Consider the following 23,673-nt stretch of genomic DNA (forward strand, 5'->3'; position numbering starts at 1 on the left):
CCGACGCGACGGTGATCCGTTACTCCCAGTCCACCGTCACCACGATCTTGCCCCGGGTGCGGCCCTCCTCGCTCAGGCGGTGGGCGTCGGCGGCCCGTTCCAGGGGGAACGTGGCGTCGACGTGGACGGAGAGGACGCCCTGCTCGGCCAGGTCGGCCAGTTCGCGCAGGTCCGCCTGGTCCGGGCGGACGAAGAGGTAGTGCCCACCGAGCCCGATGACCTCACCGGACGCGATGGACGCCAGCCTGCCCTCGGGCGCCAGGAGCTCCGCCGAGGCCCTGAGCGCGTCGCCGCCCACCGTGTCGAACGCGGCCGTCACACCGTCCGGCGCCAGCGCGCGGACCCGGTCGACGAGCCCGTCCCCGTACTCCACCGGCTCCGCGCCCAGCTCCCGCAGGTAGCTGTGGTTGCGCTCGCTGGCGGTGCCGATGACGCGGGCGCCCAGGTGTTTCGCCAGCTGCACCGCGAGCGAGCCGACACCGCCCGCTGCCGCGTGCACCAGGACCGTGTCGCCCGCGCGCACCTCAAGGGCGCGCACCAGCGTCTGGTACGCGGTGAGCCCGCACAGCGGCAGCCCCGCCGCCTCCTCGAAGCTCAGGTTGCGCGGCTTGCGGGCGAGGGTGCGCACGGGCGCGGCGACGTACTCCGCGAAGGTGCCCCGGGACAGGAAGTCCTCCCGCGCGTACCCCATCACCTCGTCCCCGACCGCGAACTCCGGCACGGACACGCCCGGCTGGACCACCACCCCGGACACGTCCCAGCCCGGGACGACCGGGAAGACCGGTTCGAGCACCGGGTCCATATAGCCCTCGCGGACCTTCCAGTCGACCGGGTTCACGGCGGCGGCACGCACCTTGACCAGGACCGAGTCGGGTCCGACCTTCGGGTCCGGCCGGTCGCCGTACTCCAGGACCTCGGCACCGCCGTACCGGCTGTAGCTGATCGCCTTCATGGCAAAGAGCCTCTGACCTGCGGCGCGTCCGCGCAAGCGGAGCCGTGCGGAGCCGTGCGGAGCCGTGCGCGGCGGCTTACGGTGGAAGGGACGTCGCACCGGGACATCGCACCCGGACGTCGCACCGGGAGGTGAACGCCATGACCGTCGGTCATGAGGAGCACCCGACGCATGAGCATGTCCACGGGCCCACCTGCGGGCATCGCGCGGTGCCGCACGGCGACCACACGGATTTCGCGCACGACGGGCACATGCACCGGGAGCACTCGGGGCACTGGGACGAGTGCGAGCCGGCTGGGCATGTTGCCCATGACGGGCATGCCCATGAACACGGCGTGGGGTGTGGCCATCAGTCCGTCGAGCACGGGGACCATGTGGACTACGTCCATGACGGGCATCGGCATGCTGCGCATGATGGGCACTGGGATGACCACTAGTTGATTTGGCTGCGGACCGTGCGTGGCTGGTCGCGCAGTTCCCCGCGCTCCTAAAGGCGGCGGGTACCCCACGCTCTTAAAGACGGCAGGGTTCCACGCACCCCCTAAAAATGGCACCGCACCTGGACGACATACCGACTGGTCGGTAGCGTGTCTGTGACACCCTACCGACCATCGTCGTTCCCGGAGGTACCCCGCCATGAGCTCAGTCCCGCCAGGCCTCGACCCGGAGCGGCTGCGCGCCCATCTCGACCTCGCCCGGCCGGGCCTGGTGAACGGGCCGCTCAGCGCCCGTCTGGTCGAGGGCGGCCGGTCGAACCTCACGTACATCGTGACGGACGGGACCGGCCAGTGGGTGGTCCGGCGGCCGCCGCTCGGCCATGTGCTCGCCACCGCGCACGACATGAAGCGCGAGCACCGGGTGATCAGCGCCCTGCACCCGACGGCCGTGCCGGTCCCGGAGCCGATCCTGCTGTGCGAGGACGAGTCGGTGCTCGGGTCACCGTTCTACGTCATGGAGTACGTGGCCGGGACCCCGTACCGCACGGCCGAGCAACTGGCTCCGCTCGGCCCGGAGCGCACCCGGGCCGCGATCCTCGGCCTGGTGGACACGCTGGTCGAGCTGCACGCCGTCGACCCGGAGGCGGTCGGTCTCGGTGACTTCGGGCGTCCGGAGGGCTTCCTGGACCGGCAGTTGCGCCGCTGGGGCAAGCAGCTGGACGCCTCCCGCAACCGTGACCTGCCCGGCATCGACGAGCTGCACGCGGCGCTCGGCCGGGCGCTGCCGAACTCCCCCGCCCCGACCGTGATCCACGGCGACTACCGGCTCGACAACGTCCTGGTCGGCGACGACGACCGGATCAAGGCGGTGCTCGACTGGGAGATGTCGACGCTCGGCGACCCGCTCACCGACCTCGGGCTCCTGGTGATGTACAGCGCGGAGCTGAGGGTGAAGGACTCGCCGGTCTCCACCACCGCCGGGGCCGCCGGACACCCCACCCCCGCCGAGCTGATCGAGCGGTACGCCGCCCGCTCCGGGCGGGACACCTCGGCCATCTCCTGGTACACGGCGTTCGCCTGGTTCAAGCTCGCCGTGATCCTGGAGGGCATCCACTACCGCTACACGCTGGGCCAGACCGTCGGCGCGGGCTTCGACCGCATCGGCGACCTCGTGCCCGTCTTCATCGACCACGGCCTCACCACCCTCCAGTCGCAGGAAGGCTGAACTCCCGCCATGGACTTCGCATTCGACGCGCGTACCGAAGAACTCCGCGCCAGGCTCCTCACCTTCATGGAGCAGTACGTCTACCCGGCCGAGACGACCGCGCACGAGCAGCGCGCCCTCCTGAAGTCGCCGTGGGACACGCCCGCGGTGGTGGAGGAGCTGAAGGCCGAGGCCCGCAGCCAGGGGCTGTGGAACCTGTTCCTGCCGGACGCCGAGCACGGCGCCGGGCTCACCAACCTCCAGTACGCGCCGCTCGCCGAGATCACCGGCCGCTCCCCGCACCTGGCACCCACCGCGCTGAACTGTGCGGCGCCGGACACCGGCAACATGGAGGTGCTCGCCCAGTTCGGCACCGACGAGCAGAAGAAGCAGTGGCTGGAGCCGCTGCTCGCCGGGGAGATCCGCTCGGCGTTCGCGATGACCGAGCCCGAGGTCGCCTCGTCCGACGCCACGAACATTGAGACCCGTATCCGGCGCGAGGGTGGGGGCACCTCCCGCTCGAGCGAAGCCGAGAGTGGGGGAGAGTACGTCCTCACCGGCCGCAAGTGGTACATCTCGGGCGCGATGAACCCCGACTGCAAGGTCTTCATCGTGATGGGCAAGACCGACCCGGACAACGAGGACGTGCGCCGCCAGCAGTCGATGGTCCTGGTGCCGCGCGACACGGACGGCGTCGAGGTCCGGCGCGCCATGCAGGTGTACGGCTACGAGGACCACGCGCACGGCGGTCACGCCGAGGTCGTCTTCCACGGCGCGCGCGTGCCCGCCGCCAATCTCATCGGCGAGGAGGGCGGCGGCTTCGCCATCGCCCAGGCGCGGCTCGGGCCCGGCCGCATCCACCACTGCATGCGGCTGATCGGCATGGCCGAGCGGGCCATCGAGCTGATGTGCCGACGCGCGGTCGGGCGGACCGCGTTCGGCAAGGCGATCGCCCAGCAGGGCGTGGTCCAGGAGTGGATCGCGGACGCGCGCGTGGCCGTCGAGCAGCTGCGTCTGCTCGTCCTGAAGACGGCGTGGCTGATGGACACCGTCGGCAACCGCGGCGCCCACACCGAGATCCAAGCCATCAAGATCGCGACGCCCCGTACGGTCGTCGACATCATCGACAAGGCCGTACAGCTGCACGGCGCCGGCGGTGTCGGCCAGGACTTCCCGCTGGCCGAGCTGTGGGCGGGCGCCCGCACCCTGCGCATCGCGGACGGCCCGGACGAGGTCCACCAGCGCTCGCTGGCGCGGCGGGAGCTGAAGAAGTACCTGTAAGTACCTGTAGGCCTTACGGGCGCAGCGCCCTCAGCAGCAGGTCGGCGAGGTGGTCGGCGACCTGCTGCGGGGTGAGCGGGCCGTCCGGCCGGTACCAGGTGGACAGGTGGTGGACCGAGCCGAAGTGGTAGTCCACCACCAGGTCCGCGGGGGTGGCCGTGGAGAAGACGCCCGCGGCCTGGCCCTCCTCGATCAGGGCCCGGAACCGCTCGTGGTAGCGCCGCCGTTCGACCCGTACCTGCTTGTTCTTCTCGGGGCTCAGGTGGTGCATCGAGCGGAAGAAGATGGCCGCGTCGTCCAGGTTCTCGATGGTGGTGACGACGACGTCGGCGGCCGCGTCGCGCAGCCGCCGCTCCACGGGCGCGTCCGCGTCCGCGAAGGCGTCGAGCCGCTCCTGCTGGAGGCGGAGCACGCGCGCGTACACCTCCTGGAGCAGGTCCTCCTTGGAGCCGAAGTAGTGGTAGAGCGCGCCCTTGGTCACGCCCGCCGCCTCGACGATCTCCTGGACCGAGGTCCGGTCGTAGCCGTTCTCGGCGAAGAGGCGGGTGGCGGCGGCCAGCAGCCTCTGGGGGACGGGGGTGCCGTTCCCGTCCGTCGTCCTGGCCATGCCGTCGCCACCTCTCCTGTCGTTGAAGGCGCTCTTTTGCGCCGTTCTCGTCGCTCTAGTGGCGGGAACGCAGTTCCCGCCTCAGGATCTTCCCACTCGCCGTCTTGGGAAGTTCCGGCAGGATCTCGACCACTCGGGGATATTTGTACGCCGCGAGCCGCTCCTCGCAGTACGCGGAGAGCTCCTCGGGCGCGGCTTCGCAGTCGGGGCGCAGACTCACGTACGCCTTGACGTTCTCGCCCCGGTAGGCGTCCGGGACACCCACGACGGCCGCCTCGCGCACCGCCGGGTGGGTGTAGAGGACGTCCTCGACCTCGCGCGGCCAGACCTTGAAGCCCGATGCGTTGATCATGTCCTTCTTGCGGTCGACCACATAGAGCCAGCCGTCGCGGTCCATGAACCCGATGTCGCCGGTGCGCAGTTCACCGTCCGGGAAGGTCTCGGCGGTGGCTTCTGGGCGGCGCCAGTAGCCGGGAACCACCTGCGGTCCGCGCACCAGGATCTCGCCCGGCTCGCCGAAGTCCACCTCCTTGCCCTCCTCGTCGACGATCCGTACGACCGTCTCGGGGCCCGGCAGACCGACCGACAACGTGCCCGAGACCGGGTCGACCGGGGCCTCCTTCTCGGGTGGCACGGCGGCGCAGGGGGCGGTGCACTCGGTCAGTCCGTAGCCGTTGCGGATGTACGGGCCGAACGCCTCGCGGAACTTCTCCACGAGCGCGGGCGGCACCGGCGCGCCGCCCGAAGAGATCACCCGGAAGGAGGCGAAGTGTTCCCGGGTGACGCCGGGGGTGGCCGCCAGCGCCATGAAGGCGGTGGACGGGCCGACGGTGTACGCGGGCCGGTGCTCGGTGAAGGCGTCCAGGACGACGCCGGGGTGGAAGCGGTAGGCGAGCACCAGCGTGCCCGCGTTGGCCACGCACGCAGCCAACTGGCAGACCATGCCGGTGATGTGGAAGAGCGGGGCCAGCGCGAAGTAGCCCGCGCCCTCGGGCACGGGGAGGCCGGTGCGCTGGCGCTCGGCGTTGTAGGTGATCCCCCGGTGGGTGTTCATGGCGCCCTTGGGGGTGCCGCTGGTCCCGGAGGTGTAGCTGATCAACGCCGTGTCGTCCGGGTGGAGTTCCCGGTCCTCGGGGGCGGCCAGGCCCTGGCGGGCGACGGCCAGCAGGTCCTCGGTGTCGCCCGGCACGGGCAGCCGCTCGAAGGCGAGCACGCGCGCGTCGTCGCGGCTCTGCAGGTCCAACTCGCAGGCGGTGAGCGCGATCCTGACGGGCGAGGAGGCGGCGGTATCCCGCAGATACGCCTCCCACGCCCGGTCGGCGCAGATCAGCGCGGTGACCTCGGCGTCGCCCAGGACGTGCCCGACCTCGGCCGACTTGTACATCGGATTGAGCGGGACGACGGTCGCGCCCGCCTTCCAGGCGCCGAGCAGCGCGATCACGAAGTGCGGGGTGTTCTGGAGCATGATCGCGACCCGATCGCCGCGCCGCAGCCCCCGGGCGGCGAGACGGCCCGCCACCGAGTCGGAGAGCGCGTCCGTCTCGCGGTAGGTGAGCCGCCCGTCGAAGTAGGCGAGCGCGGTGCGGTCGGGGGCGCGCAGCACGGCGGCACGGAACGCGTGCACCACGCTCGCGGGCGGGTCGACGGGAGCCCGCTGGGCTTCGCTCAGCTGCCCGAGCCACGGCTTCGCCGCGTATACGGAGGTCATTCGCCGACTGCCTCCCACTTCTGCTGAAGGTGGTTCATCGAGGTCAGCCAGCGGTCCGGGGCGGACGCGCGGGCCGTGTAGTAATCGGCGACCTCCGGGTGCGGCAGCACGAGGAAGCGCTCCTTCGCCATCGCGTCGAACAGCGCGTCGGCGACGGCCGGCGGCTCGATCGCGGTCGGGACGAGGACGAGGTCCCCGGCCGAACCGGTCGCGTCCAGCATGTCCGTGCGCACGCCCTGCGGGCAGATCGCGTGGACCTGGACGCCCCGGTGGCGGTAGGTGAGCGACAGCCACTCGGCGAACGCCAGCGCGCCGTGCTTGGTGACGCTGTACGGGGCCGCGCCGATCATGGTCAGCAGCCCGGCCGCCGAGACGGTCGAGACGAACCGCCCGCTGCTGCGCTCCAGCCACTCGGGCAGCAGCGCGTGGGCCGCGCGGACATGGGCCATCACATTGACGTCCCAGGCGGCCGCCCACACGTCCTCGGACGCCGCCTCCGAACCGGCCGAGGCCAGGCCCGCGTTGGCGCAGTAGATGTCGATGGCGCCGCCAAGCGCCTCGCGCGCCGCGGGTACGACACCGGACGCGTCGCCCGGGACGGCGATCGCGCCGATCTCCTCGGCCGTCGCGCGCGCCTTGGCCGCGTCGAGGTCGTTCACGACGACCCGGGCGCCCTCCGCCGCGAATCTACGGGCGAGGGCCGCGCCGATACCGCCGCCCGCCCCGGTGACCACCACTGCCGCGCCCTGGACGCCCTGGACCGTACCCATCGAGAATCCACCTCTCCGCATGCCGACTGGTGAGCAGACTAACCAGTCGGTATGTACGGACGGAAGGGGCCGTGCACAACCGTCCCGTGCGGCGCGTTCCCCGCCGACGGCCCGCGCGCTAGCGTGCGTGGCCATGACACCCCCAGCGGACCGGAAGGTACGCCGATGAGCCTGTCCAGACGGGGTCTGCTCGCGGGGACGGGGACGGTGGCGGCGATCAGCGCCCTGACGACTCCGGCCTCGGCCACCTCCCGCCGCCGCGGGCCCCGACCGGTCCGCACCGGCTTCGACCGGCTCGCCGCCGACGGCTACCGGGCACTGGCGGGCCACAAGATCGGCGTGGTCACCAACCCGACCGGCGTGACCCGGGACGTCCGCCATATCGTGGACGTCCTGCACGCCGACGCGCGCGTGCGGCTCGTCGCGGTCTTCGGCCCCGAGCACGGCTTCCGGGGCACGGCCCAGGCGGGCGGCTCCGAGGGCCGCTCCACGGACCCGGCGACCGGGCTCCCGGTGTACGACACCTACGGCGTGAGCGGGCAGGCGCTCGCCGATATCTTCACCACCTCGGGCGTGGACACGGTCGTCTTCGACATCCAGGACGTGGGCGCGCGCTTCTACACGTACATCTGGACGCTCTACGACTGTATGGAGGCGGCCGCCCTCGCCGGGAAGCGGTTCCTCGTGCTCGACCGGCCGAACCCGATGACCGGGCGGGCGGCGTCCGGTCCCGTCCTGGACAAGGCGTTCGCCACGTTCGTGGGACGCGAGCCGATCGCGCAGGCGCACGGGATGACGGTGGCCGAGCTGGCACGTCTCTTCAACGCCGAATTCCTGGGCGGGCGAGTGGAGTTGGCGACCTCGCTCATGTCCGGCTGGCGGCGCGAGGACTTCTACGACGCCACCGCGCTCCCCTGGGTCCCGCCGAGCCCGAACATGCCGACCCCCGACACCGCCCTGGTGTACGCGGGCACGTGCATGTTCGAGGGGACCAACCTCTCCGAGGGACGCGGCACCACCCGCCCCTTCGAACTCCTCGGCGCCGAGGGCATCGACGCACGATGGGCCGCCGCCGTGAACGACCTCGGCCTCGCCGGCGTCCGCTTCCGCGAGGCGTACTTCACGCCCACCTTCTCCAAGTTCCAGGGCAAGACTGTGGGCGGCGTCCAACTCCACGTACACGAAAGGGAGTCGTACGACCCGGTGCGCACCGGCATCGCGCTGCTCGTGACCGCGAAGCGGGTGTGGAGCTCCTTCGCGTGGCGGTCCGACCACTGGATCGACAAGCTCACCGGGTCGGCGACGGTCCGCACGATGATCGACGCGGGCGCGGACACCGACGAGGTGGTGGCCGCCTGGCAGGACAAGCTGCGGGCGTTCCGCGAGACGCGCGAGAAATACCTGCTCTACCGGTGAACGGGGGTAAACCCCCGCAACGGAAGGTGGCTGGCGGGATGGGCCGGACCCCCGGCCGTTCGACACGCTGGACCCATGTACCTGTTCACCGAAACCCACCGCCGTTTACGGCAATCCCTGCTCCTGCTGCTGGGCCTGACCCTGGGCGTCTTCACGACCGCGATCCCGGGGGCGCGGGCCCAAACCCCCACCCCTGAGCGGCAGTTGGCGCGCTCGGCCCAGCCGTTCACCGATCTGGGCCCGCTCGGCCGGATGACCGGCTCGGCGGAGATCGTGGGCCTGGGCGAGGCGACGCACAACTCGCACGAGTTCTTCGCGGCCAAGCACCGCGTCTTCCAGTACCTCGTCGAGCACAAGGGCTTCACCACCTTCGCCCTGGAGACCCCCTGGTCGTCGGGGATGCGGATCAACGATTACGTACGCCACGGCAAGGGCGACCCCGAGCGGATCGTGCGCGAGGAGTTCCAGAGCTCGTACGCGATGTGGGACACGCGGGAGTATCTGGACCTGATCCGCTGGATGCGCCAGTACAACCTGCATCACACCCGCCAACTCCAGTTCATGGGCGATGACATGGGGTACGCGGGCACGGAGCTGTTCGACAAGGTGACCGCGTACACGGCCCGGCAGTACCCGGCGCTGCTCGCCCGCGTCACCGCCCTCTACAAGGTGTCCCGGCCCACGGCGGGCGTCGGCGACACCATGGCGGCGAGGATCAAGCAGCCGCTCGACCAGCGCCGGCGGCAGGCCGACGACGTCCGCAAGGCGTACGACCTGCTGAGCGAGCAGCGGCCGGGTCCCGACCGCGCGGAGCACGACTGGGTCCTCCAGTACGCGCGGACCATCGCGCAGACCGGCACCATGTGGTCGTACGACTTCTTCGACGACGCCCAGCTGCGCGAGTCACGGCGCTTCCGGGACGAGACGATGGCGGGGAACACGGTGTGGTGGCAGCGCCACACCGGCGACAAGATGCTGCTCTCGGCGCACGACGGCCATGTCGGGTACGCGCCGACGCTGAGCGCCGACTACCCCAAGACGCAGGGCGCGTACATCCGCGAGCTGGTCGGCACGGCGTACACGACCATCGGATTCACTTTCGGCCAGGGCTCGTTCAACGCCATGGACATGAACGACCCGGCGGAGCCGATCCGCAAGTTCACGGTCGGCCCGATGGCGCCGGGCAGCAACGAGGCGACACTCGAACGGGTTTCACCCCACGACTACTACCTCGACATGCGCACGGTTCCGGCCGCCGCGAAGAAGTGGTTGGACGCGTTCCGCCCGACGCGGTTGATCGGCAACTCCTGGCCGGAGCCCATCGATCAGGTCCGGCTCGGCGCCTCGTTCGACGTGCTGGTGCACCTGCACCGGGTGACGGCCGCGCACCGGCTCTGACCTCCCCGGATCTCCACGTTCCTGTTCTGTCCCAGCTCTGGTCACCCCTCCGGTCCGGCGGGACCATATGAGGCCCAGCGTGTCTCATTGCCGTCCTGACGGACCGGAGGCCCCCGCCATGGTGGACATCGGAATCGAGCCGTACCGCGAGATCACCTTCGACGCGGACGGCGACGCCGATCCCGCCGAGCGCGCGGCCCTCGCGGACCTGGACGTCACGGATCTGGTGATGTTCTCGCACGGCTGGAACAACACCCCGTCGGTCGCGACGGCCCTGTACGCCCACTTCTTCCAGCCGTTCCCGGGGCTGCTCGCGGGCTTCGGATCGGCGGCCGCACAGGTGCGGCTCGGGTACGCGGGCATCGTCTGGCCGTCGATCCGGTTCACGGACGAGGAGATACCGAACTTCCCGCACACCCTGGCCGCCGAGCCGGGCCCGGGCCTGGACACGGCGACGGTGGAGGCCCTGAAGCGAACGTTCCCGGGCCACGACGACACGGTCGACCAGCTGGCGACACTCCTCGCCCAACAGCCGGACTCCGAGGACGAGTTACGCCACTTCGGCGAGCTGACCCGGCAGCTGGTGGCCCACGACGACGGGGCGGCGGGCTTCGGCTCCGACACCCTCGGCGACGGCTCGGACGGCGTCGCCGCGCTCCTCACCCAGGACACCCTCGGCCTGTACCGGGAGTTCACCCTGGCCCTGTCCGACACCGGGATGGACGTCGAACCCGGCCCGGCCGGACCGTCGTTCTCGATCGGCAACTCCCTCAAGCACCTCTGGGACGGCGCGAAGGAAGTCCTGCGCCAGACGACGTACTACGAGATGAAGCGCCGCTCCGGCAAGGTCGGCCAGCTCGGCCTCGGCCCGCTGATCGGCGAACTCGCCCGGACGAAACCGTCGATGCGGATCCATCTCGTAGGGCACAGCCAAGGCGGCAGACTGGTCGCGTTCGCCCTGAAGGGCCTCCCGGACGGCACCCGGAACGTCAAGTCGGTGACCCTGCTGGAAGGGGCCTTCTCGCACTACGCGTTCGCCGAGCAACTGCCGTCCGGGCTCAGTGGCGCGGGAGCGCTCGCCGCACTCCAGCGCCGCGTCGACGGCCCGGTGGTCTCCTGCTACTCGCGCTTCGACACCGCACTCGGGGTGATCTACCCCCTGGCGTCCAAGCTGGCCTGCGACTACCAGGGCCTCCTGGAACTGGACCGCCGCTGGTGGGCGATCGGCCACGACGGCATCCAGTCGGTGACACCCTGCACCGAACTGACCCTGGCGGAGGTCCTGCGCGACGGCGTCCCGGACACCGGCTGCGTCAGCGTGAACGCGGACGCGGTGGTCCGAGCAGGCGGCCCCCCAGCGGGCGCCCACAGCGACATCTGCCACCCGGAACTGGCGAGGGTGGTCCTGGCGGCGGGACGTATCGGCTGCGTATGACCGACCCCCCCGCGCCCCTAGGTTTTTGCCTTTAGGGGCGCGGGGAACTGCGCGACCAGCCCAAGACGGCCCGCAGTCACATCACTTCCCAGCGCAGCTGCTACCGGTGCGAGGCGAACTCGACCACCTGCTGATACGTGGGCCGATTCTGCCAATTGATCGCATTCTGACTGATCCCACCCAGCGGCCGCTGAACAATGGAGTCGGCACACCACTGATCCCCAGCGGAGCACGCCGCATCCCCGGGATACACCTGCGCAGCGGTCTTCGCCGCAGCCTGCCCCAGCGAGGCAAGCAGCACATCACGGCACGCGGACAACTGCCCGCCCCCGCAATACGCCCGCGCGAGCGGACCCTGCACCGGCTTGCCCAGCACCGTCCGCAGATCCTTGTCCGCGTAACTCCACCACCCGTACTGGAACGACGACCCGGCATGCGCCCCGGTGGGACCGTGCCCGGCCGAGGGCGCCTCGTCCGTGGACAGGTTGGACGTGAGCGCCGAGTACAAACCGTCCCCGAGCCCCGGCTTGAACTCGGCCTCGACCAGCAACGGCCACCACGCGTCCATCAGCCGCACGGCCTCGGGATGGGTGTAGGTGTGCGACCCCTGCGCGGTCTCCCGCCGCTGGGTACCGTCGGCCTTCCAGGACTCCAACTGCTGTACAGCGGTGGCGAGTTGAGGATCGGTGACAGGCGCACTACGGATCACCTGAAGCAACTCCGGCAGCACGTCCTCCCCCCGCAGATCGGTGACGGCGGCCTGCGCCATCGCCCGGGTGAGCGCGGATCGCGTCACCCCGCCCTGCGCGACCAGCGCCTTCACCCGGTCGTCGAGAAGGTTGGCCCGGTGCACCGAACCGTTGCCGAACCCGGCCGCCGTATACCCCTTGGCTTGCTTGTTGTTCCAGGAGACGTAGTAGTCCTGCCCGATGGACTGCGGGTGCTGGGCAGGCGGCGTGTAGTCGGCGGTGTTGTACGCCGGGTCGAACCCCTGCCACTCGTACGCGCGGTCCGCCGTGATCGGCAGCGCCGGGTCGACGTCAGGGTTGCGCACCGGGTTCTTGCCGCTGTTGTAGTACGCGGCCGTACGGGAGTCCGCGTAGAACCAGTTGAACGCGTAGTCCACGTGCTGCGCGGCCTGCTGGAAGGTGGCCGCGTCCTTCACGTACGTCGGGTCGTTGAACATCTGGAAGCCAATGATCGAGTCGGCCTCGTGGCGATAGGTGGAGCGCAGTGAGGTGTACGCGATCTGCTTGCCGCCGACGGTGGCGCGGGCGGTGACGATGCCGTAGTTCGTGCGCCAGACCTGCATCCGGTAGGACCCGGCGGCCGTGTTGTCGGCCGTGGTCGGCTTCCAGGCGTTGGTCTTCTCCAGCTTCTCCATCGGGGTGCACACGCCCCGGTAGAGATAGTGGGCCGCGTCCTGGCAGAGCTCGACGGCGTACGTGTCGGTGATGTCCTGCCCGGCGGAGGTGGCGGACCAGGCGTAGTCCTGGCCCCGGCCGAGCTGCACGTACATCCCGACGCCGGCGAAGGAGGCGCCCCGCGCGCTGATGCCCGGGCCCTGGATCTCCTGGAGCATCAGCAGCTGTGGCGCGAAGTAGCCGGTCTGCGGGCCGAACACGGCCACCGGGTTTCCGCTGGCGGTGCGGCTGCCCGAGACGACCAGGGCGTTGGACATGCCGCGCGGCTTGCCGATGTCGAAGCCGGGCATGGCGCCGTTGTTGAAGATGCCCTTGAGCGGCTTGAGCTGTGCGGGGACGCGCACATCGGCCTTGGCCTTGGTGAGCGCCGAGCCGGTGCGGTCGTAGACGAGCTGCTCGGGAACGACCGTGCCGGGGTCCGGCATGGCGGTGCCCTGCGCGTTCGCGGGCTTGGTGGCGTACGGGAAGCTCGTGCCGTCGTGGACGGTGAGCGCGGCCTCGGGGTCGTCGCGTTCGCGGAACGACTCCCACACCTTGGTGCCCTCGGCGACGCCGTACTTGGCCTGGGCGGCCTGGAGCGAGAGCGCGGCCTGCACCTCGCCGCCCCCGCCACCGCCGAAGAGACCGCCGACGACGGAGGCGAGCGCGATCAGGTCGGTGAGCTTGAAGGGCTGGATCTCCCCGATGTTGGTGATGGCGTCGATCTTGCCGGTGAGGACGTACTCACCCGGGAAGTAGCGGCCGTCCTTGGACTGCTTGGCATACGCGTTGATGCCGTCGACGTACGCCTGGGCGTCCGCCATGGCCTGTTCGCCGCGTGCGCCGTTGGTGGTGCGGATGCGGTCGACCTGCGCCTGGAGGTCGGCCTCGGTGTACGGGGCCTGCGGCCAGAACTCCTGCTCAAGGCCCTGGTTGGCGAGCGCGCCGCCCGCGAACGAGGTGAGCTCGCCGCGCCCGATGTGCCGGAACAGATCCATCAGCCAGAGCCGGTCCTGGCCGGCCGCGTACCCGGCCCCGTACTCCGTTCCGTACCGGGTGGTGCCCTTGATGTGGGGGACGCCGGTGGCCTTGTCGCGGGTGATGGTGACGTCGGGGCGCGGGGAGCTGGTGGACGCCACCTGGCCGCTGGGGACCCCGAAGGAGGCGTCGTTGAAGAACGAGTTGAGCTTGTCGTCGGTGAGCGAGGACTGGCCGGCCACCAGCGCGTCGTACTTGCCGAGCTGGTCGTCGCTGTGCGCGGGATGGGTGCCGAACGCCTTGTTGCCGAGGATGTCGACGAGGGTGGCGTTGCCGTTCTCGCCGGGCGGGAGGATGTCGCCGCACTGACCGAGGCAGTAGTCGTCGCCCGGGACCTCCGCCGCGCCGGCCAGACCGACGGGGGCCAACAGGGCTGCGGACAGGGCGATCACAGTGGCGGCGGTGGCGGTTCTGAGCCGTGCGGTGGGTCGTCGCATGCGTGCTCCTAGTGAGGACCGATGCGGCGGAGGTTACTGAGGGGTACCCGACGAGGGAAGATGAGCATGCGTCACCTTTCCCGAATCATCACAGAGTCGGGTCGACACACCCGTGGATCCGTGCGCCCGGAGTGCGGCAGGGGGCGCGCGGCACGGCCCCGGACGCGCCACCTGATGGCCGCCATCGAATTTTCGATGGAGCCGGATTGGGTAGTCGTACGTCCATTCCTCGACGCCGAAGCATTCACCGAAGTACGAGCGACGGAGGTGGCAGGGCCATGGCTGGTTTCCGCAGTCTGGCGAGACAGGTGCGCGATCCGGGGAACGATCTCGCGCTGCGCCGGTATTCACTGCGCAAGTGCCTTGAGCGGTTCGCCCCTTATGGGCACCGGGCGACCTGGGACCATCTGTGCACGAGGCACGGCATCGGACCCGAGGACCGGGCACCCGATCCGGCGCGGCTGGTGGCCGCGCTCGACGAGCTGGAGGCGGCACGGGCCGTCTGGCTCGCCTACGAAGCCGAGTTCGCGGCCCGCAGGAAGCGCGAGAAGCACGCCGGCCTGCGGATCCCCGGCTCCTTCGACGACTGGCACCGGCGCACCTGGGGCGGGTTCGGGGTGGCCTGGTGCGAGGACCCGTCGGTGCACCCGGAGCGGCCCCTGGCCGAGGTGCTCGGGCGGATCATCGCGGCCCTGCGGACCGTGCCGGGCACGGACTGCCCGGTCTGCGACGGGCAGCGGCTCGTCTGGCGACAGGATCTGGCCCACGACCCCTGGTGCGGCCCGGTCTGCACCGCCTGCGGAATCCTGGTCCCGCAGCCGGTACTGACCACCGAGGCCCTGACCCGGTCCAAATCACTACGGCGCGGAGCACTGGCATCAGCGGCATAAGACGCGCGGGGGCGGCACGGCCCCGCCCCCGCGACGTCGGGTCCTGGCTCAGCAGTCCGCGCAGGACGCCGCGTCGGAAGCGGCCCGCTTCTTCTTCCGCTCCGGCAGCAGCCGCGACCCCGTGAGAATGTCGCCCGAGATGTCGTCCGGGTTGGACAGCACACACGTCTCCAGGGACAGACACCCACACCCGATGCAGTCCGTCAGATGGTTGCGCAGCCGGTCCAACTGCCGTATCCGCTCGTCGAGTTCGGACCGCCACGTCTCGGAGAGGCGGGCCCAGTCCTCCCGCGTGGGCGTGCGTTCCTCGGGCAGCTCCGCGAGCGCGTCCCGGATCGTGGCGAGCGGGATGCCGACCCGCTGGGCGGCCCGTACGAACGCGACGCGGCGCAGCACGTCACGGCTGTAGCGGCGCTGGTTGCCCGAGGTCCGGCGACTGCTGATGAGGCCCTTGGACTCGTAGAAGTGCAGCGCGGACACGGCCGCCCCGCTGCGCGCGGACAGCTGCCCGACCGTGAGTTCGTGGACCTTCTCTGGAATCTGCGGCACCCCTCGAACCCTACTGCTCAGAGCCCCGAACCGTTGACAGCGGGCACCGCCCCCAGCATGCTGAGCAAGCGCTTGGAAACCATGAGCCGCAGAGCAGCGGGAGCATGCGAGAGAGGCAGGAACCGGGCATGGCAGAGCCGAGGATCTTCACATCCGCCGCGGAGCTGAGGGCCGGGGTGGGCGAGCCGCTCGGGCACAGCGACTGGCTGGAGATCGAGCAGAAGCGCATCGATCTGTTCGCCGACGCCACCGGGGACCACCAGTGGATCCACGTCGACCCGGAGCGCGCCGCGAGCGGACCGTTCGGGACGACCATCGCGCACGGCTATCTGACGCTCTCCCTGCTGCCGACGTTCGTCCCGCAGATCCTGCGCGTCGAGGGCATACGGATGGGCATCAACTACGGCACCAACAAGGTCCGTTTCCCCGCGCCCGTACCGGTCGGCTCACGGCTGCGCGCCACCGCCGTACTGACCGAGGTCGAGGAGGTCGGCGGCGGTGTGCAGGTGACCGCGAAGGTGACGGTCGAGCGCGAGGGCGCCGACAAGCCGGTGTGCGTGGCCGAGTCGGTGTCGCGCTACTTCTTCTGAGGCGCTACGCCGCCGGGGGCTGGGCCCCCACCATCCGCAGCACGAGGTCGGCGTAGAGCGCGCCGACCTCGTCCGGCGTGCGGCGTCCCTGCGCGTTGAACCAGCGCGCCACGTCGATGCAGAGCGAGAGCACGGCGAGCGTGGTGCCCGGCACGTCCGGCACGTCGAACTCGCCCGCCGCCACGCCCTCGTTGAGGATGCGCCGCACGGCGGCGTCACTGCGGCGGCGCAGCTCCACGATCTCGGCGCGGTGCTCGTCACCGAGCGCGTCGAGCTCGTACTGGACCACGCGCGCGGTCATGTGGTGCCCGGCGTGCCAGCGCACGAAGGAGCGCACGGCGGCGGTGAGGCGCTCGGCGGCGGTGCCGTCGGCACCCGCCGCCGTCTCCAGGATCTCCAGGGCCTTGTCGTGGCCGATCCGGCTGATCCGGTGGAGCAGCTCTTCCTTGGTCTTGTAGTGGATGTAGAGCGCGGCGGGGCTCATCCCGGCGCGGCCCGCGATGTCACGGGTCGTCGTCGCGTGGTAGCCGCGCTCGGCGAAGGCCTCCACGGCGGCGACGAGCAGCCTCCGGGCAGCCTCGGGCGTGACCTCGCCCCATGGCTTCTCGCCGCCCGCCATCTCGTCGACCGCACTCATCGCCTGCCCCTTCTTCCTTCGGACGAACACCATACCCCGAAGGTGAGCAAGCGCTTAGAGCGTGCGGCTAGACCTTCTGGAACGGGTCGTGCTCGGCGAGCAGCTTCTCCAGGCGGGCCTGGTCGACCCGGCTGACGATCTGCCCGGCCTCCTGGCGGTCGCGGACCACCTTGGCGAGGGTGAAGGCGGAGGTGACGAGGTAGAGGACGGCGATGCCGAGGAAGGCGCGGACCCAGGCGTCGGCGTGGAGGCGGGTGATGCCGACCGCCGTGGCGCCCAGGGCGATGGCGAAGGACGCGACGGCCTGCCCGTAGTACGCGGCCGTGTTCTGCTGCTTGACCGGTGTCTCACTCATGCCGCACAGCATGCGGCGGACGTGGTGCGGGCCACATCCGCTCGCGTACTCAGTACGTACTCAGGTTCGCCCTGCGCTCAGAAGGCCGAAACACCTGTCTCCGCGCGGCCGATGATCAGCTTCTGGATCTGGCTGGTGCCCTCGTACAGCGTCATCACGCGCGCGTCGCGGAGCAGCTTGCCGACCGGGTACTCGTCGATGTAGCCGTAACCCCCGTACACCTGAAGGGCGTTGTTCGCCGCGCGCACGGCGGCCTCGGAGGCGAAGAGCTTCGCCTTGGAGGCGGCGGTGGCGAACTCCTGGCCCCGGTCGATCAGATCGGCGACCCGCCAGGTCAGCAGGCGCGCCGCGTCCACGTCCACCGAGATGTCGCTGATCAGCTCCTGCACCAGCTGGTAGTGGGCGATGGAGCGGCCGAACTGCTCGCGCTGCCCGGCGTATCCGACGGCCGCATCCAGGGCGGCCTGCGCGATGCCGACGCAGCCGGCCGCGACCGACATCCGGCCCTTGGCCAGCGCGGACATCGCGATCGAGAAGCCCTTGCCCTCCGGGCCGAGCATGGCGTCCGCCGGTACGCGCACATCCTGGAAGACGAGTTCGGCGGTCGCCTGGCCGCGCAGGCCGAGCTTGCCGTGGACGGGGCGGCGGGTGAGGCCGGGGGAATCGGCAGGCACCAGGAAGGCCGAGACGCCGCGATGGCCCGGGGTGTCGTTGGTGCGGGCGAAAAGGAGCACCACATCGGCCCAGGTGCCGTTGGTGATGAACATCTTGGAGCCGTTGATCACGTAGTCGCCGCCGTCGCGGACGGCCCGGGTCGCCAGGTTCCCGGCATCCGACCCGGTCCCGGGTTCGGTGAGCCCGAAACACCCCAGGGCTTCGCCGGACGTGAGCCGGGGCAGCCAGTCGCGCTTCTGCTCCTCGCTCCCCCAGTGCGCGAGGGTCTTGGCGACCAGGCCGAGCGAGACCGAGACGATGCCGCGTACCGAGGAGTCGCCGCGCCCCAGCTCCTCGGTGACCAGGCAGTACGCGAGGTGGTCGCCGCCGGAGCCGCCGTACTCCTCGGGGATCGTGAGCCCGAGGAAGCCGAGCGCGCCCAGCTTCTTCACGATCGACCGGTCGACGCTCTCGGCGCGGTCCCATGCGACGGCGTTCGGGGTGACCTCGCGGGCGACGAAGTCCTCGGCGAGCCGCCGTACCGCGGCCTGCTCCTCACTCAGCTCCAGGTTCACGCGGACTCCAGGTTCCTCATGGGGGTCGCACCCCGGTCGCAGTTTTAATTACCACTGCTAGTTTTACGTGCGCAGGCCCTACTATGTGCCGCATGGCCCGACCGCGCAAGCCCCTCCTGAGCACCGACCGCATCGTGGCGGCGGCGAGCGCGCTGGTGGATGCCGAAGGGCTCGCGGCCGTCTCGACCCGCCGTCTCGCCGCCGAGCTGGGCGTGAGCGGGCCGTCCCTCTACAACCACTTCCGGACCAAGGACGAGATCCTGGAGGCGGTGGCCGACGCGACCTCCGCCCAGGTCGATCTGTCGATGTTCGAGGCGGCCGACCCCCGCGACTGGCGCACCGCGCTGCACGACTGGGCCGTCGCCTACCGCGCGGTCCTCACCCGCCACCCCAACATCGTCCCGGTCCTGGCCCAGGGCCCCGGCCGCCGCCCGGCCGGACTGCGCCTGGCCGACGCGGTCTTCGGCGCGATGGTCGCGGCGGGCTGGCCGCCCGCGCAGGCCACCCATATCGGCGCGCTGATGCGGTACTTCATCATGGGCTCGGCCCTCGGCTCCTTCGCGGGCGGCTTCGTGGACGACGAGAGCGCGTACGACCCGGCCGACTACCCCCATCTCGGCCAGGCGCACCTGCTCGCCGAACGCCAGGAGAAGATCGACGAGGGCGCCTTCGAGACGGGCCTGCGGGCACTGCTCGACGGGCTGACGGCGCAGTACGACGCCCTGCCCGCCGACGTACGCCGCAGCGCCACCCATGGTTCGGTACCAGCCGAACGGTGATCGCGGCATGCTGGAGGTATGACCACCACATCGGGTTCCGGCACAGCAAGGTCCGGCACATCCGGTTCGGGGCTCGCCGCGTTCGCCTCGCTGCTCGCCGACGAGACCCGGGCCGCCTTCTGCCTGGCGCTCCTCGACGGGCGGGCCTGGACGGCCGGGGAGCTCGCGCGGTACGCGGGGGTCGCGCCGTCGACGGCCAGTGAGCACCTGGGCAAACTCGTCGCGGGCGGACTGCTCGGCGAGGAGCGGCAGGGCCGACACCGGTATCTGCGCCTCGCCGACGCCGAGGTCGCCCATCTCGTGGAGGAACTGGCGGCCCACACCGCGCCCGCCCGGCCCCGCACCCTGCGGGCCGCGTCCGCGAGCAGCGCCATGGCGCGCGGCCGTACCTGCTACGACCATCTCGCGGGCCGCCTCGGCATCGCGATCACGGACGCGATGACCGTACGCGGGCTGCTCAGCCAGGACGCCGGTTTCGCCCTGACCACTCAAGGCATCGACTGGTACGGGGAGTTGGGGATCCCGCTCGAACCCCGGGGCAGGCGCCCGCTGGTCCGCTCCTGCCTGGACTGGACCGAACGCCGCCCCCACCTGGCCGGGACCGCCGGAGCCGCGCTGTGCGCGCACGCGCTGGACGAGAAGTGGTGCGTACGGATCGGATCCGAGCGGGCGGTACGGGTGACGCCGACGGGGGTGGAGGCGCTGGGGGAGCTGCTGGGGATCGAGAAGTCGAGCTTGCGGTGAACGCGGTGGCGGTGAGCTCGCCGGGCGTCCGGCCCCGCCCCGCCCCCGGCCTCCCGTTGCGCCCCCGCCCCCCATAATTCGGTGAACGACGAACTGTTTCGCGCCTACCGTCACCTCATGACCAACTCCTCGCACCCCCGCCGCAGTTCGCAGCGGCTCGCTCTCGGCGCCGTCGGGATATCCGTCGTGCTGTGGGCCTCGGCGTTCGTGTCGATCCGCAGCGCCGGTGCCGCCTACTCCCCCGGCGCGCTCGCGCTCGGGCGGCTGCTCGCGGGCACGGCGGTGCTCGGCGCGGTCCTCGTGTTGCGCCGCGAAGGGCTGCCGCCGCGTGCGGCCTGGCCGGGGATCGCGGTGTCGGGGCTGCTCTGGTTCGGGCTCTACATGGTCGTGCTCAACTGGGGCGAGCAGCAGGTCGACGCGGGTACGGCCGCCATGGTCGTCAACATCGGGCCGATCCTCATCGCGCTGCTCAGCGCCCGGTTCCTCGGCGAGCGGCTGCCGCCCCGGCTGGTGGCGGGCATGGGCGTCTCGTTCACGGGGGCGGTGGCGGTCGGCCTGTCGATGTCCGGCGACGGCGGCGCGTCCGTGCTCGGCGTGGCGCTCTGTCTGCTGGCGGCCGTGACGTACGCGGGCGGTGTCGTCGCGCAGAAGCCCGCGCTGCACCACGGCAGCGCCCTCCAAGTCACCTTCTTCGGCTGCCTGGTGGGTGCGGTGGCCTGTCTGCCGTTCACCGGACAGCTGGTGTCCGACGCCGCCGAAGCGCCGCTCAAAGCCACCCTGAACATGGTGTATCTGGGCGTGTTCCCGACCGCGCTCGCCTTCACGACCTGGGCGTATGCCCTTGCCCGTACGACGGCGGGCCGGATGGGCGCGACCACCTATGTGGTGCCCGCGCTCGTCGTCCTGATGTCCTGGCTGATCCTGGACGAGGTGCCGGGGTGGCTCACCCTCGTCGGCGGCGCTCTGTGCCTGACGGGCGTGGCGGTCTCGCGCTCCCGCCCCCGTACGACATCAGGAAGCGGAAGCGCCGTGGCTGCCGCCGGCGTGGACGAGCGGGTCGGCTGAACAGGTCGTTCGACTGCGGGCCGTCGGTGGCTGGTCGCGCAGTTCCCCGCGCCCCTGAAGACCTGCGGGAAACGCATCAGCCAGCCACGACTCCCCTCAGAAGACCACCAGCGCCCTACCCCCCTTGCCCGCCACCATGTTGTCGAACGCCGCCGGGATCCCGTCGAGCCCGATCCGTTCCGAGACCAGCGCGCTCAGGTCGAGGCGCCCGGCCCGGATGTGGTCGGCCAGGACCGGCAGGTCGCGGGCCGGGTCACTGTTGCCGTACACGCAGCCCGAGAGCGTACGGCCCCAGTGGAAGATCTCCAGGGCGTTGAACGAGACCTGCTGGTCCTTGCCGCCGATGCCGACGACCGTGGTGCGGCCGCCGCGCCGGGTGGACTCCCAGGCGGTACGGATGGTGACCGCGCGGCCGACGCACTCGACGGCCACGTCGACACCGTTTCCGCCGGTCAGCTTGCGGATGTCCTTCGCGGTCGTCTCCGAGGCGATCACGAAGTCGGTGGCGCCCGCCCGGCGGGCCAGCTCCTCCTTGGCCGGGGAGACGTCCACCGCCACGATCCGCGCGGCGCCCGCGATCCGGGCCGCCTGGAGCGTGGCGAGGCCCACGCCGCCGACGCCGAACACCGCGACCGTCTCGCCCTCGCGGACCTTCGCCGAGTGGTGGACGGCCCCGTAACCGGTGAGGACCGCGCAGCCGAGGAGCGCGGCCTCCGCCAGCGGGATGCCCTCGGGCAGCGGCAGCAGACAGTTCTCGGCGACGACCGTCTCCTCGGCGAACGCGGCGACGTTCAGACCGGGGTGCAGGTCGCGCCCGTCGGCGGTGCGCGCGCACACGGAGGTCGCGCCGCCCAGCGCGTTGAGGCAGAGCCAGACCTCGCCGAGCGAGCAGGGGTGGCAACTGCCGCACGAGGGCGCCCAGTTGAGCACGACGCCGTCGCCGGGTGCCACCGAGGTGACGCCCTCACCGACGGCGACCACCGTGCCCGCGCCCTCGTGGCCGAGGACGGCCGGGACCGGGACCCGCATGGTGCCGTTGGAGAGCGACAGGTCCGAGTGGCAGACCCCGGCGGCGGCGATAAGGACCCGCACCTGACCGGGGCCGGGCTCGGGGAGCTCTATCTCGGTGACCTCCAGCGGGGACCCGATGGCGGGAAGGACTGCGGCGCGGACCACGATGATGCTCCTGGGCTGGGAGTGACGGAACGGGAACGTCGGACGGGCACGTGAGAACGGCTCAGAACTGCAGGGACTTCGTCTGGAGGTACTCGGTCAGACCGTGCGGGCCGAGCTCGCGGCCGACGCCCGACTGCTTGTAACCGCCGAACGGGGCAAGGGGGTTGAAGCGGCCGCCGTTGATGTCGACCTGCCCGGTCTCCATCCGCCGCGCGAACGCCACCGCGTCGGCGTCGTCCCCGGCCCAGACCGCGCCCGCGAGCCCGTACACCGTGCCGTTGGCGATCCGCAGCGCGTCGTCCTCGTCCGCGTACGCGATGAGCGAGACGACCGGGCCGAAGATCTCCTCCTGGGCGATGGTCATCTCGGGGGTGACGTCCGCGAAGACGGTGGGCGCCACGTAGTAGCCCTCGGCCAGCGGCGCCTCGGGGCCGCCCGCGACGAGCCGGGCACCCTCCTCCACCCCCTTCTCGATGTAACCGCGCACGCGTGCCTGCTGCTTGGCGCTGACCAGCGGGCCCACCCGGTCACCCGCCGGGTACTTGGCGACGGCGGCCTTGGCGAGCTCGACCGCCTCCTCGTACCGGTCGGCGTGGACCAGCATCCGGGTCCAGGCGCTGCACGTCTGGCCCGAGTTGCTCATCACGTTGGCGATGCCGACGTTGACCGCCTTGGCCAGGTCGGCGCCGGGCAGGACGACGTTGGCGGACTTGCCGCCCAGCTCCAGGGCGACCCGCTTGACGGCCCCGCCCGCCGTGGCGCCGATCTGGCGGCCCACGGCCGTCGAACCGGTGAAGGAGACCAGGTCGACTCCCTCGTGCGCGGCGAGCGCCTGGCCCGCGACCGGGCCGAGGCCGGTGACCAGGTTGAACACACCGGCGGGCACACCGGCCTCGTGCACCGCCTCGGCGAAGAGCTGCGCGGTCAGCGGGGTGTCCTCGGCGGGCTTGAGGACGACCGTGCAGCCCGCCGCGAGAGCGGGTGCCACCTTGGCAACGATCTGGTGCAGCGGGTAGTTCCACGGCGTGATGGCGCCGACCACACCGACCGGCTCGTGGAAGACCGTGGAGTTCCCGATCCGCTCCTCGAAGGCGTACGAGGAGGCGAGTTCGGCGTACGAACCGGCGACCGCGATCGGCAGGCCCACATGCACCTGCTGCGCGAACTGCTCGGGCGCGCCGAGCTCGGCGGTGACCGTGCGGGCGATCTCGTCCTTGCGGGCGGCCAGTTGGTCGCGCAGCGCGGCGATGTGCGCGGCGCGCTCGGCGGGCGGGGTCGCGGCCCAGCCCGGCAGCGCCGCGCGGGCCGCGCGCACCGCCGCGTCCACGTCCTCGGCGGTGCCGGCCGGGATGTGCGCGATGACCCGCTCGTCGGCCGGGTTCACGACCGCGATCGTGTCGCCGCCGGCGGCGGGCGTCCACCGACCGCCTATGTACATCCCGTCCTGGGCCGCGTACATCCCGTGGGCGTCCATCGCACTCCTCCTGAGCCTCGGCTTCCGGGGACCCAAACTAGCGCCGGTAGTTTTCCGGCACCAGGGGCCCCCGGCGTCAGGAGGAGGTTAAGCGCTCGC

Annotated in this window: 22 protein-coding genes; 11 read left to right on the forward strand and 11 right to left on the reverse strand. The window is 71.2% G+C overall.

The genetic code is table 11. The annotated features are described in order from the left end of the window. Positions 1–19 precede the first annotated feature (19 nt). On the reverse strand, positions 20–952 hold the full coding sequence (locus BG418_RS19200; RefSeq protein ID WP_188275148.1) for an NADP-dependent oxidoreductase: 933 nt from the start codon (positions 950–952) through the stop codon (positions 20–22). Between the two features lie 140 nt (positions 953–1,092). Between BG418_RS19200 and BG418_RS39985 the strand changes: the two genes are divergently transcribed. The 3 genes from BG418_RS39985 to BG418_RS19210 all read left to right on the forward strand — a co-directional run bounded on the left by BG418_RS39985 (position 1,093) and on the right by BG418_RS19210 (position 3,874). After that, positions 1,093–1,389 (forward strand): hypothetical protein, encoded by a 297-nt coding sequence (locus tag BG418_RS39985; RefSeq protein WP_223185115.1) that lies wholly within the window; start codon positions 1,093–1,095, stop codon positions 1,387–1,389. Positions 1,390–1,588: 199 nt separating this feature from the next. Further along, positions 1,589–2,614, forward strand: a complete 1,026-nt coding sequence (locus tag BG418_RS19205; RefSeq protein WP_188275149.1) for a phosphotransferase family protein — start codon at positions 1,589–1,591, stop codon at positions 2,612–2,614. Positions 2,615–2,623: 9 nt separating this feature from the next. Beyond that, positions 2,624–3,874, forward strand: a complete 1,251-nt coding sequence (locus BG418_RS19210) for an acyl-CoA dehydrogenase family protein (protein ID WP_188275150.1) — start codon at positions 2,624–2,626, stop codon at positions 3,872–3,874. A gap of 13 nt (positions 3,875–3,887) precedes the next feature. On the opposite strand, the gene BG418_RS19215 is transcribed toward BG418_RS19210, so the two are convergent. Genes BG418_RS19215 through BG418_RS19225 form a run of 3 tightly spaced genes read right to left on the reverse strand, consistent with a single transcriptional unit; the run spans position 3,888 to position 6,959 of the window. Beyond that, positions 3,888–4,481: a TetR/AcrR family transcriptional regulator gene (locus BG418_RS19215; RefSeq protein WP_188275151.1), complete on the reverse strand. Its 594-nt coding sequence runs from the start codon at positions 4,479–4,481 to the stop codon at positions 3,888–3,890. A 55-nt stretch (positions 4,482–4,536) separates the two neighbouring features. Next, positions 4,537–6,189, reverse strand: a complete 1,653-nt coding sequence (locus BG418_RS19220) for a class I adenylate-forming enzyme family protein (protein ID WP_188275152.1) — start codon at positions 6,187–6,189, stop codon at positions 4,537–4,539. Further along, the gene (locus BG418_RS19225) at positions 6,186–6,959 is read right to left on the reverse strand and encodes an SDR family oxidoreductase (RefSeq protein ID WP_188275153.1); all 774 of its coding nucleotides are present in this window, start codon (positions 6,957–6,959) and stop codon (positions 6,186–6,188) included. The genes BG418_RS19220 and BG418_RS19225 overlap by 4 nt, the downstream gene beginning before the upstream one ends. 165 nt (positions 6,960–7,124) lie before the next feature. Between BG418_RS19225 and BG418_RS19230 the strand changes: the two genes are divergently transcribed. The 3 genes from BG418_RS19230 (at position 7,125) to BG418_RS19240 (ending at position 11,208) form a co-directional block, all read left to right on the forward strand. Further along, entirely contained in the window at positions 7,125–8,375 is a 1,251-nt protein-coding gene (locus BG418_RS19230; protein WP_188275154.1) for an exo-beta-N-acetylmuramidase NamZ domain-containing protein, read from the forward strand. A gap of 75 nt (positions 8,376–8,450) precedes the next feature. After that, the gene (locus BG418_RS19235; RefSeq protein WP_188275155.1) at positions 8,451–9,773 is read left to right on the forward strand and encodes an erythromycin esterase family protein; all 1,323 of its coding nucleotides are present in this window, start codon (positions 8,451–8,453) and stop codon (positions 9,771–9,773) included. 118 nt (positions 9,774–9,891) lie between these two features. Then, the gene (locus BG418_RS19240) at positions 9,892–11,208 is read left to right on the forward strand and encodes an alpha/beta hydrolase (protein ID WP_188275156.1); all 1,317 of its coding nucleotides are present in this window, start codon (positions 9,892–9,894) and stop codon (positions 11,206–11,208) included. 100 nt (positions 11,209–11,308) lie between these two features. Here BG418_RS19240 and BG418_RS19245 read toward each other — a convergent pair whose 3' ends face one another. Then, positions 11,309–14,086 (reverse strand): penicillin acylase family protein, encoded by a 2,778-nt coding sequence (locus tag BG418_RS19245; protein WP_188275157.1) that lies wholly within the window; start codon positions 14,084–14,086, stop codon positions 11,309–11,311. A 278-nt stretch (positions 14,087–14,364) separates the two neighbouring features. On the opposite strand from BG418_RS19245, the gene BG418_RS19250 reads away from it, so the two are divergent. Continuing rightward, positions 14,365–14,976 (forward strand): hypothetical protein, encoded by a 612-nt coding sequence (locus BG418_RS19250; RefSeq protein ID WP_188275158.1) that lies wholly within the window; start codon positions 14,365–14,367, stop codon positions 14,974–14,976. 48 nt (positions 14,977–15,024) lie between these two features. On the opposite strand, the gene soxR is transcribed toward BG418_RS19250, so the two are convergent. Then, positions 15,025–15,525: a redox-sensitive transcriptional activator SoxR gene (gene soxR, locus BG418_RS19255; protein WP_188275159.1), complete on the reverse strand. Its 501-nt coding sequence runs from the start codon at positions 15,523–15,525 to the stop codon at positions 15,025–15,027. 128 nt (positions 15,526–15,653) lie between these two features. Here soxR and BG418_RS19260 point away from each other — a divergent pair, with 128 nt between their 5' ends. After that, positions 15,654–16,115, forward strand: a complete 462-nt coding sequence (locus tag BG418_RS19260; RefSeq protein ID WP_188275160.1) for a MaoC family dehydratase — start codon at positions 15,654–15,656, stop codon at positions 16,113–16,115. A 4-nt stretch (positions 16,116–16,119) separates the two neighbouring features. Here BG418_RS19260 and BG418_RS19265 read toward each other — a convergent pair whose 3' ends face one another. The 3 genes from BG418_RS19265 to BG418_RS19275 form a co-directional block, all read right to left on the reverse strand. Next, entirely contained in the window at positions 16,120–16,752 is a 633-nt protein-coding gene (locus BG418_RS19265; protein WP_188275161.1) for a TetR/AcrR family transcriptional regulator, read from the reverse strand. 67 nt (positions 16,753–16,819) lie between these two features. Next, positions 16,820–17,107: a YiaA/YiaB family inner membrane protein gene (locus BG418_RS19270; RefSeq protein WP_188275162.1), complete on the reverse strand. Its 288-nt coding sequence runs from the start codon at positions 17,105–17,107 to the stop codon at positions 16,820–16,822. 77 nt (positions 17,108–17,184) lie between these two features. Further along, the gene (locus tag BG418_RS19275; protein ID WP_188275163.1) at positions 17,185–18,336 is read right to left on the reverse strand and encodes an acyl-CoA dehydrogenase family protein; all 1,152 of its coding nucleotides are present in this window, start codon (positions 18,334–18,336) and stop codon (positions 17,185–17,187) included. Positions 18,337–18,428: 92 nt separating this feature from the next. Between BG418_RS19275 and BG418_RS19280 the strand changes: the two genes are divergently transcribed. The 3 genes from BG418_RS19280 to BG418_RS19290 all read left to right on the forward strand — a co-directional run bounded on the left by BG418_RS19280 (position 18,429) and on the right by BG418_RS19290 (position 20,924). Then, a complete protein-coding gene (locus tag BG418_RS19280; RefSeq protein ID WP_188275164.1) occupies positions 18,429–19,115 on the forward strand; it encodes a TetR/AcrR family transcriptional regulator in 687 nt (228 codons plus the stop codon). Positions 19,116–19,133: 18 nt separating this feature from the next. After that, positions 19,134–19,859, forward strand: a complete 726-nt coding sequence (locus BG418_RS19285) for a helix-turn-helix transcriptional regulator (RefSeq protein ID WP_188275165.1) — start codon at positions 19,134–19,136, stop codon at positions 19,857–19,859. 117 nt (positions 19,860–19,976) lie between these two features. Continuing rightward, a complete protein-coding gene (locus BG418_RS19290) occupies positions 19,977–20,924 on the forward strand; it encodes a DMT family transporter (protein ID WP_188275166.1) in 948 nt (315 codons plus the stop codon). Between the two features lie 96 nt (positions 20,925–21,020). Here the strand turns inward: BG418_RS19290 and BG418_RS19295 are convergent, their stop codons facing one another. Next, positions 21,021–22,103, reverse strand: coding sequence for a zinc-binding dehydrogenase (locus tag BG418_RS19295; RefSeq protein WP_188275248.1), 1,083 nt, complete (start codon positions 22,101–22,103; stop codon positions 21,021–21,023). Positions 22,104–22,161: 58 nt separating this feature from the next. Beyond that, entirely contained in the window at positions 22,162–23,559 is a 1,398-nt protein-coding gene (locus tag BG418_RS19300; RefSeq protein ID WP_188275249.1) for an aldehyde dehydrogenase family protein, read from the reverse strand. Positions 23,560–23,673 lie beyond the last annotated feature (114 nt).

This window comes from Streptomyces sp. CBMA152, from assembly GCF_014596475.1.
GTDB lineage: Bacteria > Actinomycetota > Actinomycetes > Streptomycetales > Streptomycetaceae > Streptomyces.

What these genes read in the sequence shown, in the direction of transcription:
- BG418_RS19200 (WP_188275148.1), bottom strand. Translation starts at nt 952, where the DNA reads ATGAAGGCGATCAGCTACAGCCGGTACGGCGGTGCCGAGGTCCTGGAG.
- BG418_RS39985 (WP_223185115.1), top strand. Translation starts at nt 1,093, where the DNA reads ATGACCGTCGGTCATGAGGAGCACCCGACGCATGAGCATGTCCACGGG.
- BG418_RS19205 (WP_188275149.1), top strand. Translation starts at nt 1,589, where the DNA reads ATGAGCTCAGTCCCGCCAGGCCTCGACCCGGAGCGGCTGCGCGCCCAT.
- BG418_RS19210 (WP_188275150.1), top strand. Translation starts at nt 2,624, where the DNA reads ATGGACTTCGCATTCGACGCGCGTACCGAAGAACTCCGCGCCAGGCTC.
- BG418_RS19215 (WP_188275151.1), bottom strand. Translation starts at nt 4,481, where the DNA reads ATGGCCAGGACGACGGACGGGAACGGCACCCCCGTCCCCCAGAGGCTG.
- BG418_RS19220 (WP_188275152.1), bottom strand. Translation starts at nt 6,189, where the DNA reads ATGACCTCCGTATACGCGGCGAAGCCGTGGCTCGGGCAGCTGAGCGAA.
- BG418_RS19225 (WP_188275153.1), bottom strand. Translation starts at nt 6,959, where the DNA reads ATGGGTACGGTCCAGGGCGTCCAGGGCGCGGCAGTGGTGGTCACCGGG.
- BG418_RS19230 (WP_188275154.1), top strand. Translation starts at nt 7,125, where the DNA reads ATGAGCCTGTCCAGACGGGGTCTGCTCGCGGGGACGGGGACGGTGGCG.
- BG418_RS19235 (WP_188275155.1), top strand. Translation starts at nt 8,451, where the DNA reads ATGTACCTGTTCACCGAAACCCACCGCCGTTTACGGCAATCCCTGCTC.
- BG418_RS19240 (WP_188275156.1), top strand. Translation starts at nt 9,892, where the DNA reads ATGGTGGACATCGGAATCGAGCCGTACCGCGAGATCACCTTCGACGCG.
- BG418_RS19245 (WP_188275157.1), bottom strand. Translation starts at nt 14,086, where the DNA reads ATGCGACGACCCACCGCACGGCTCAGAACCGCCACCGCCGCCACTGTG.
- BG418_RS19250 (WP_188275158.1), top strand. Translation starts at nt 14,365, where the DNA reads ATGGCTGGTTTCCGCAGTCTGGCGAGACAGGTGCGCGATCCGGGGAAC.
- BG418_RS19260 (WP_188275160.1), top strand. Translation starts at nt 15,654, where the DNA reads ATGGCAGAGCCGAGGATCTTCACATCCGCCGCGGAGCTGAGGGCCGGG.
- BG418_RS19265 (WP_188275161.1), bottom strand. Translation starts at nt 16,752, where the DNA reads ATGAGTGCGGTCGACGAGATGGCGGGCGGCGAGAAGCCATGGGGCGAG.
- BG418_RS19270 (WP_188275162.1), bottom strand. Translation starts at nt 17,107, where the DNA reads ATGAGTGAGACACCGGTCAAGCAGCAGAACACGGCCGCGTACTACGGG.
- BG418_RS19280 (WP_188275164.1), top strand. Translation starts at nt 18,429, where the DNA reads ATGGCCCGACCGCGCAAGCCCCTCCTGAGCACCGACCGCATCGTGGCG.
- BG418_RS19285 (WP_188275165.1), top strand. Translation starts at nt 19,134, where the DNA reads ATGACCACCACATCGGGTTCCGGCACAGCAAGGTCCGGCACATCCGGT.
- BG418_RS19290 (WP_188275166.1), top strand. Translation starts at nt 19,977, where the DNA reads ATGACCAACTCCTCGCACCCCCGCCGCAGTTCGCAGCGGCTCGCTCTC.
- BG418_RS19300 (WP_188275249.1), bottom strand. Translation starts at nt 23,559, where the DNA reads ATGTACGCGGCCCAGGACGGGATGTACATAGGCGGTCGGTGGACGCCC.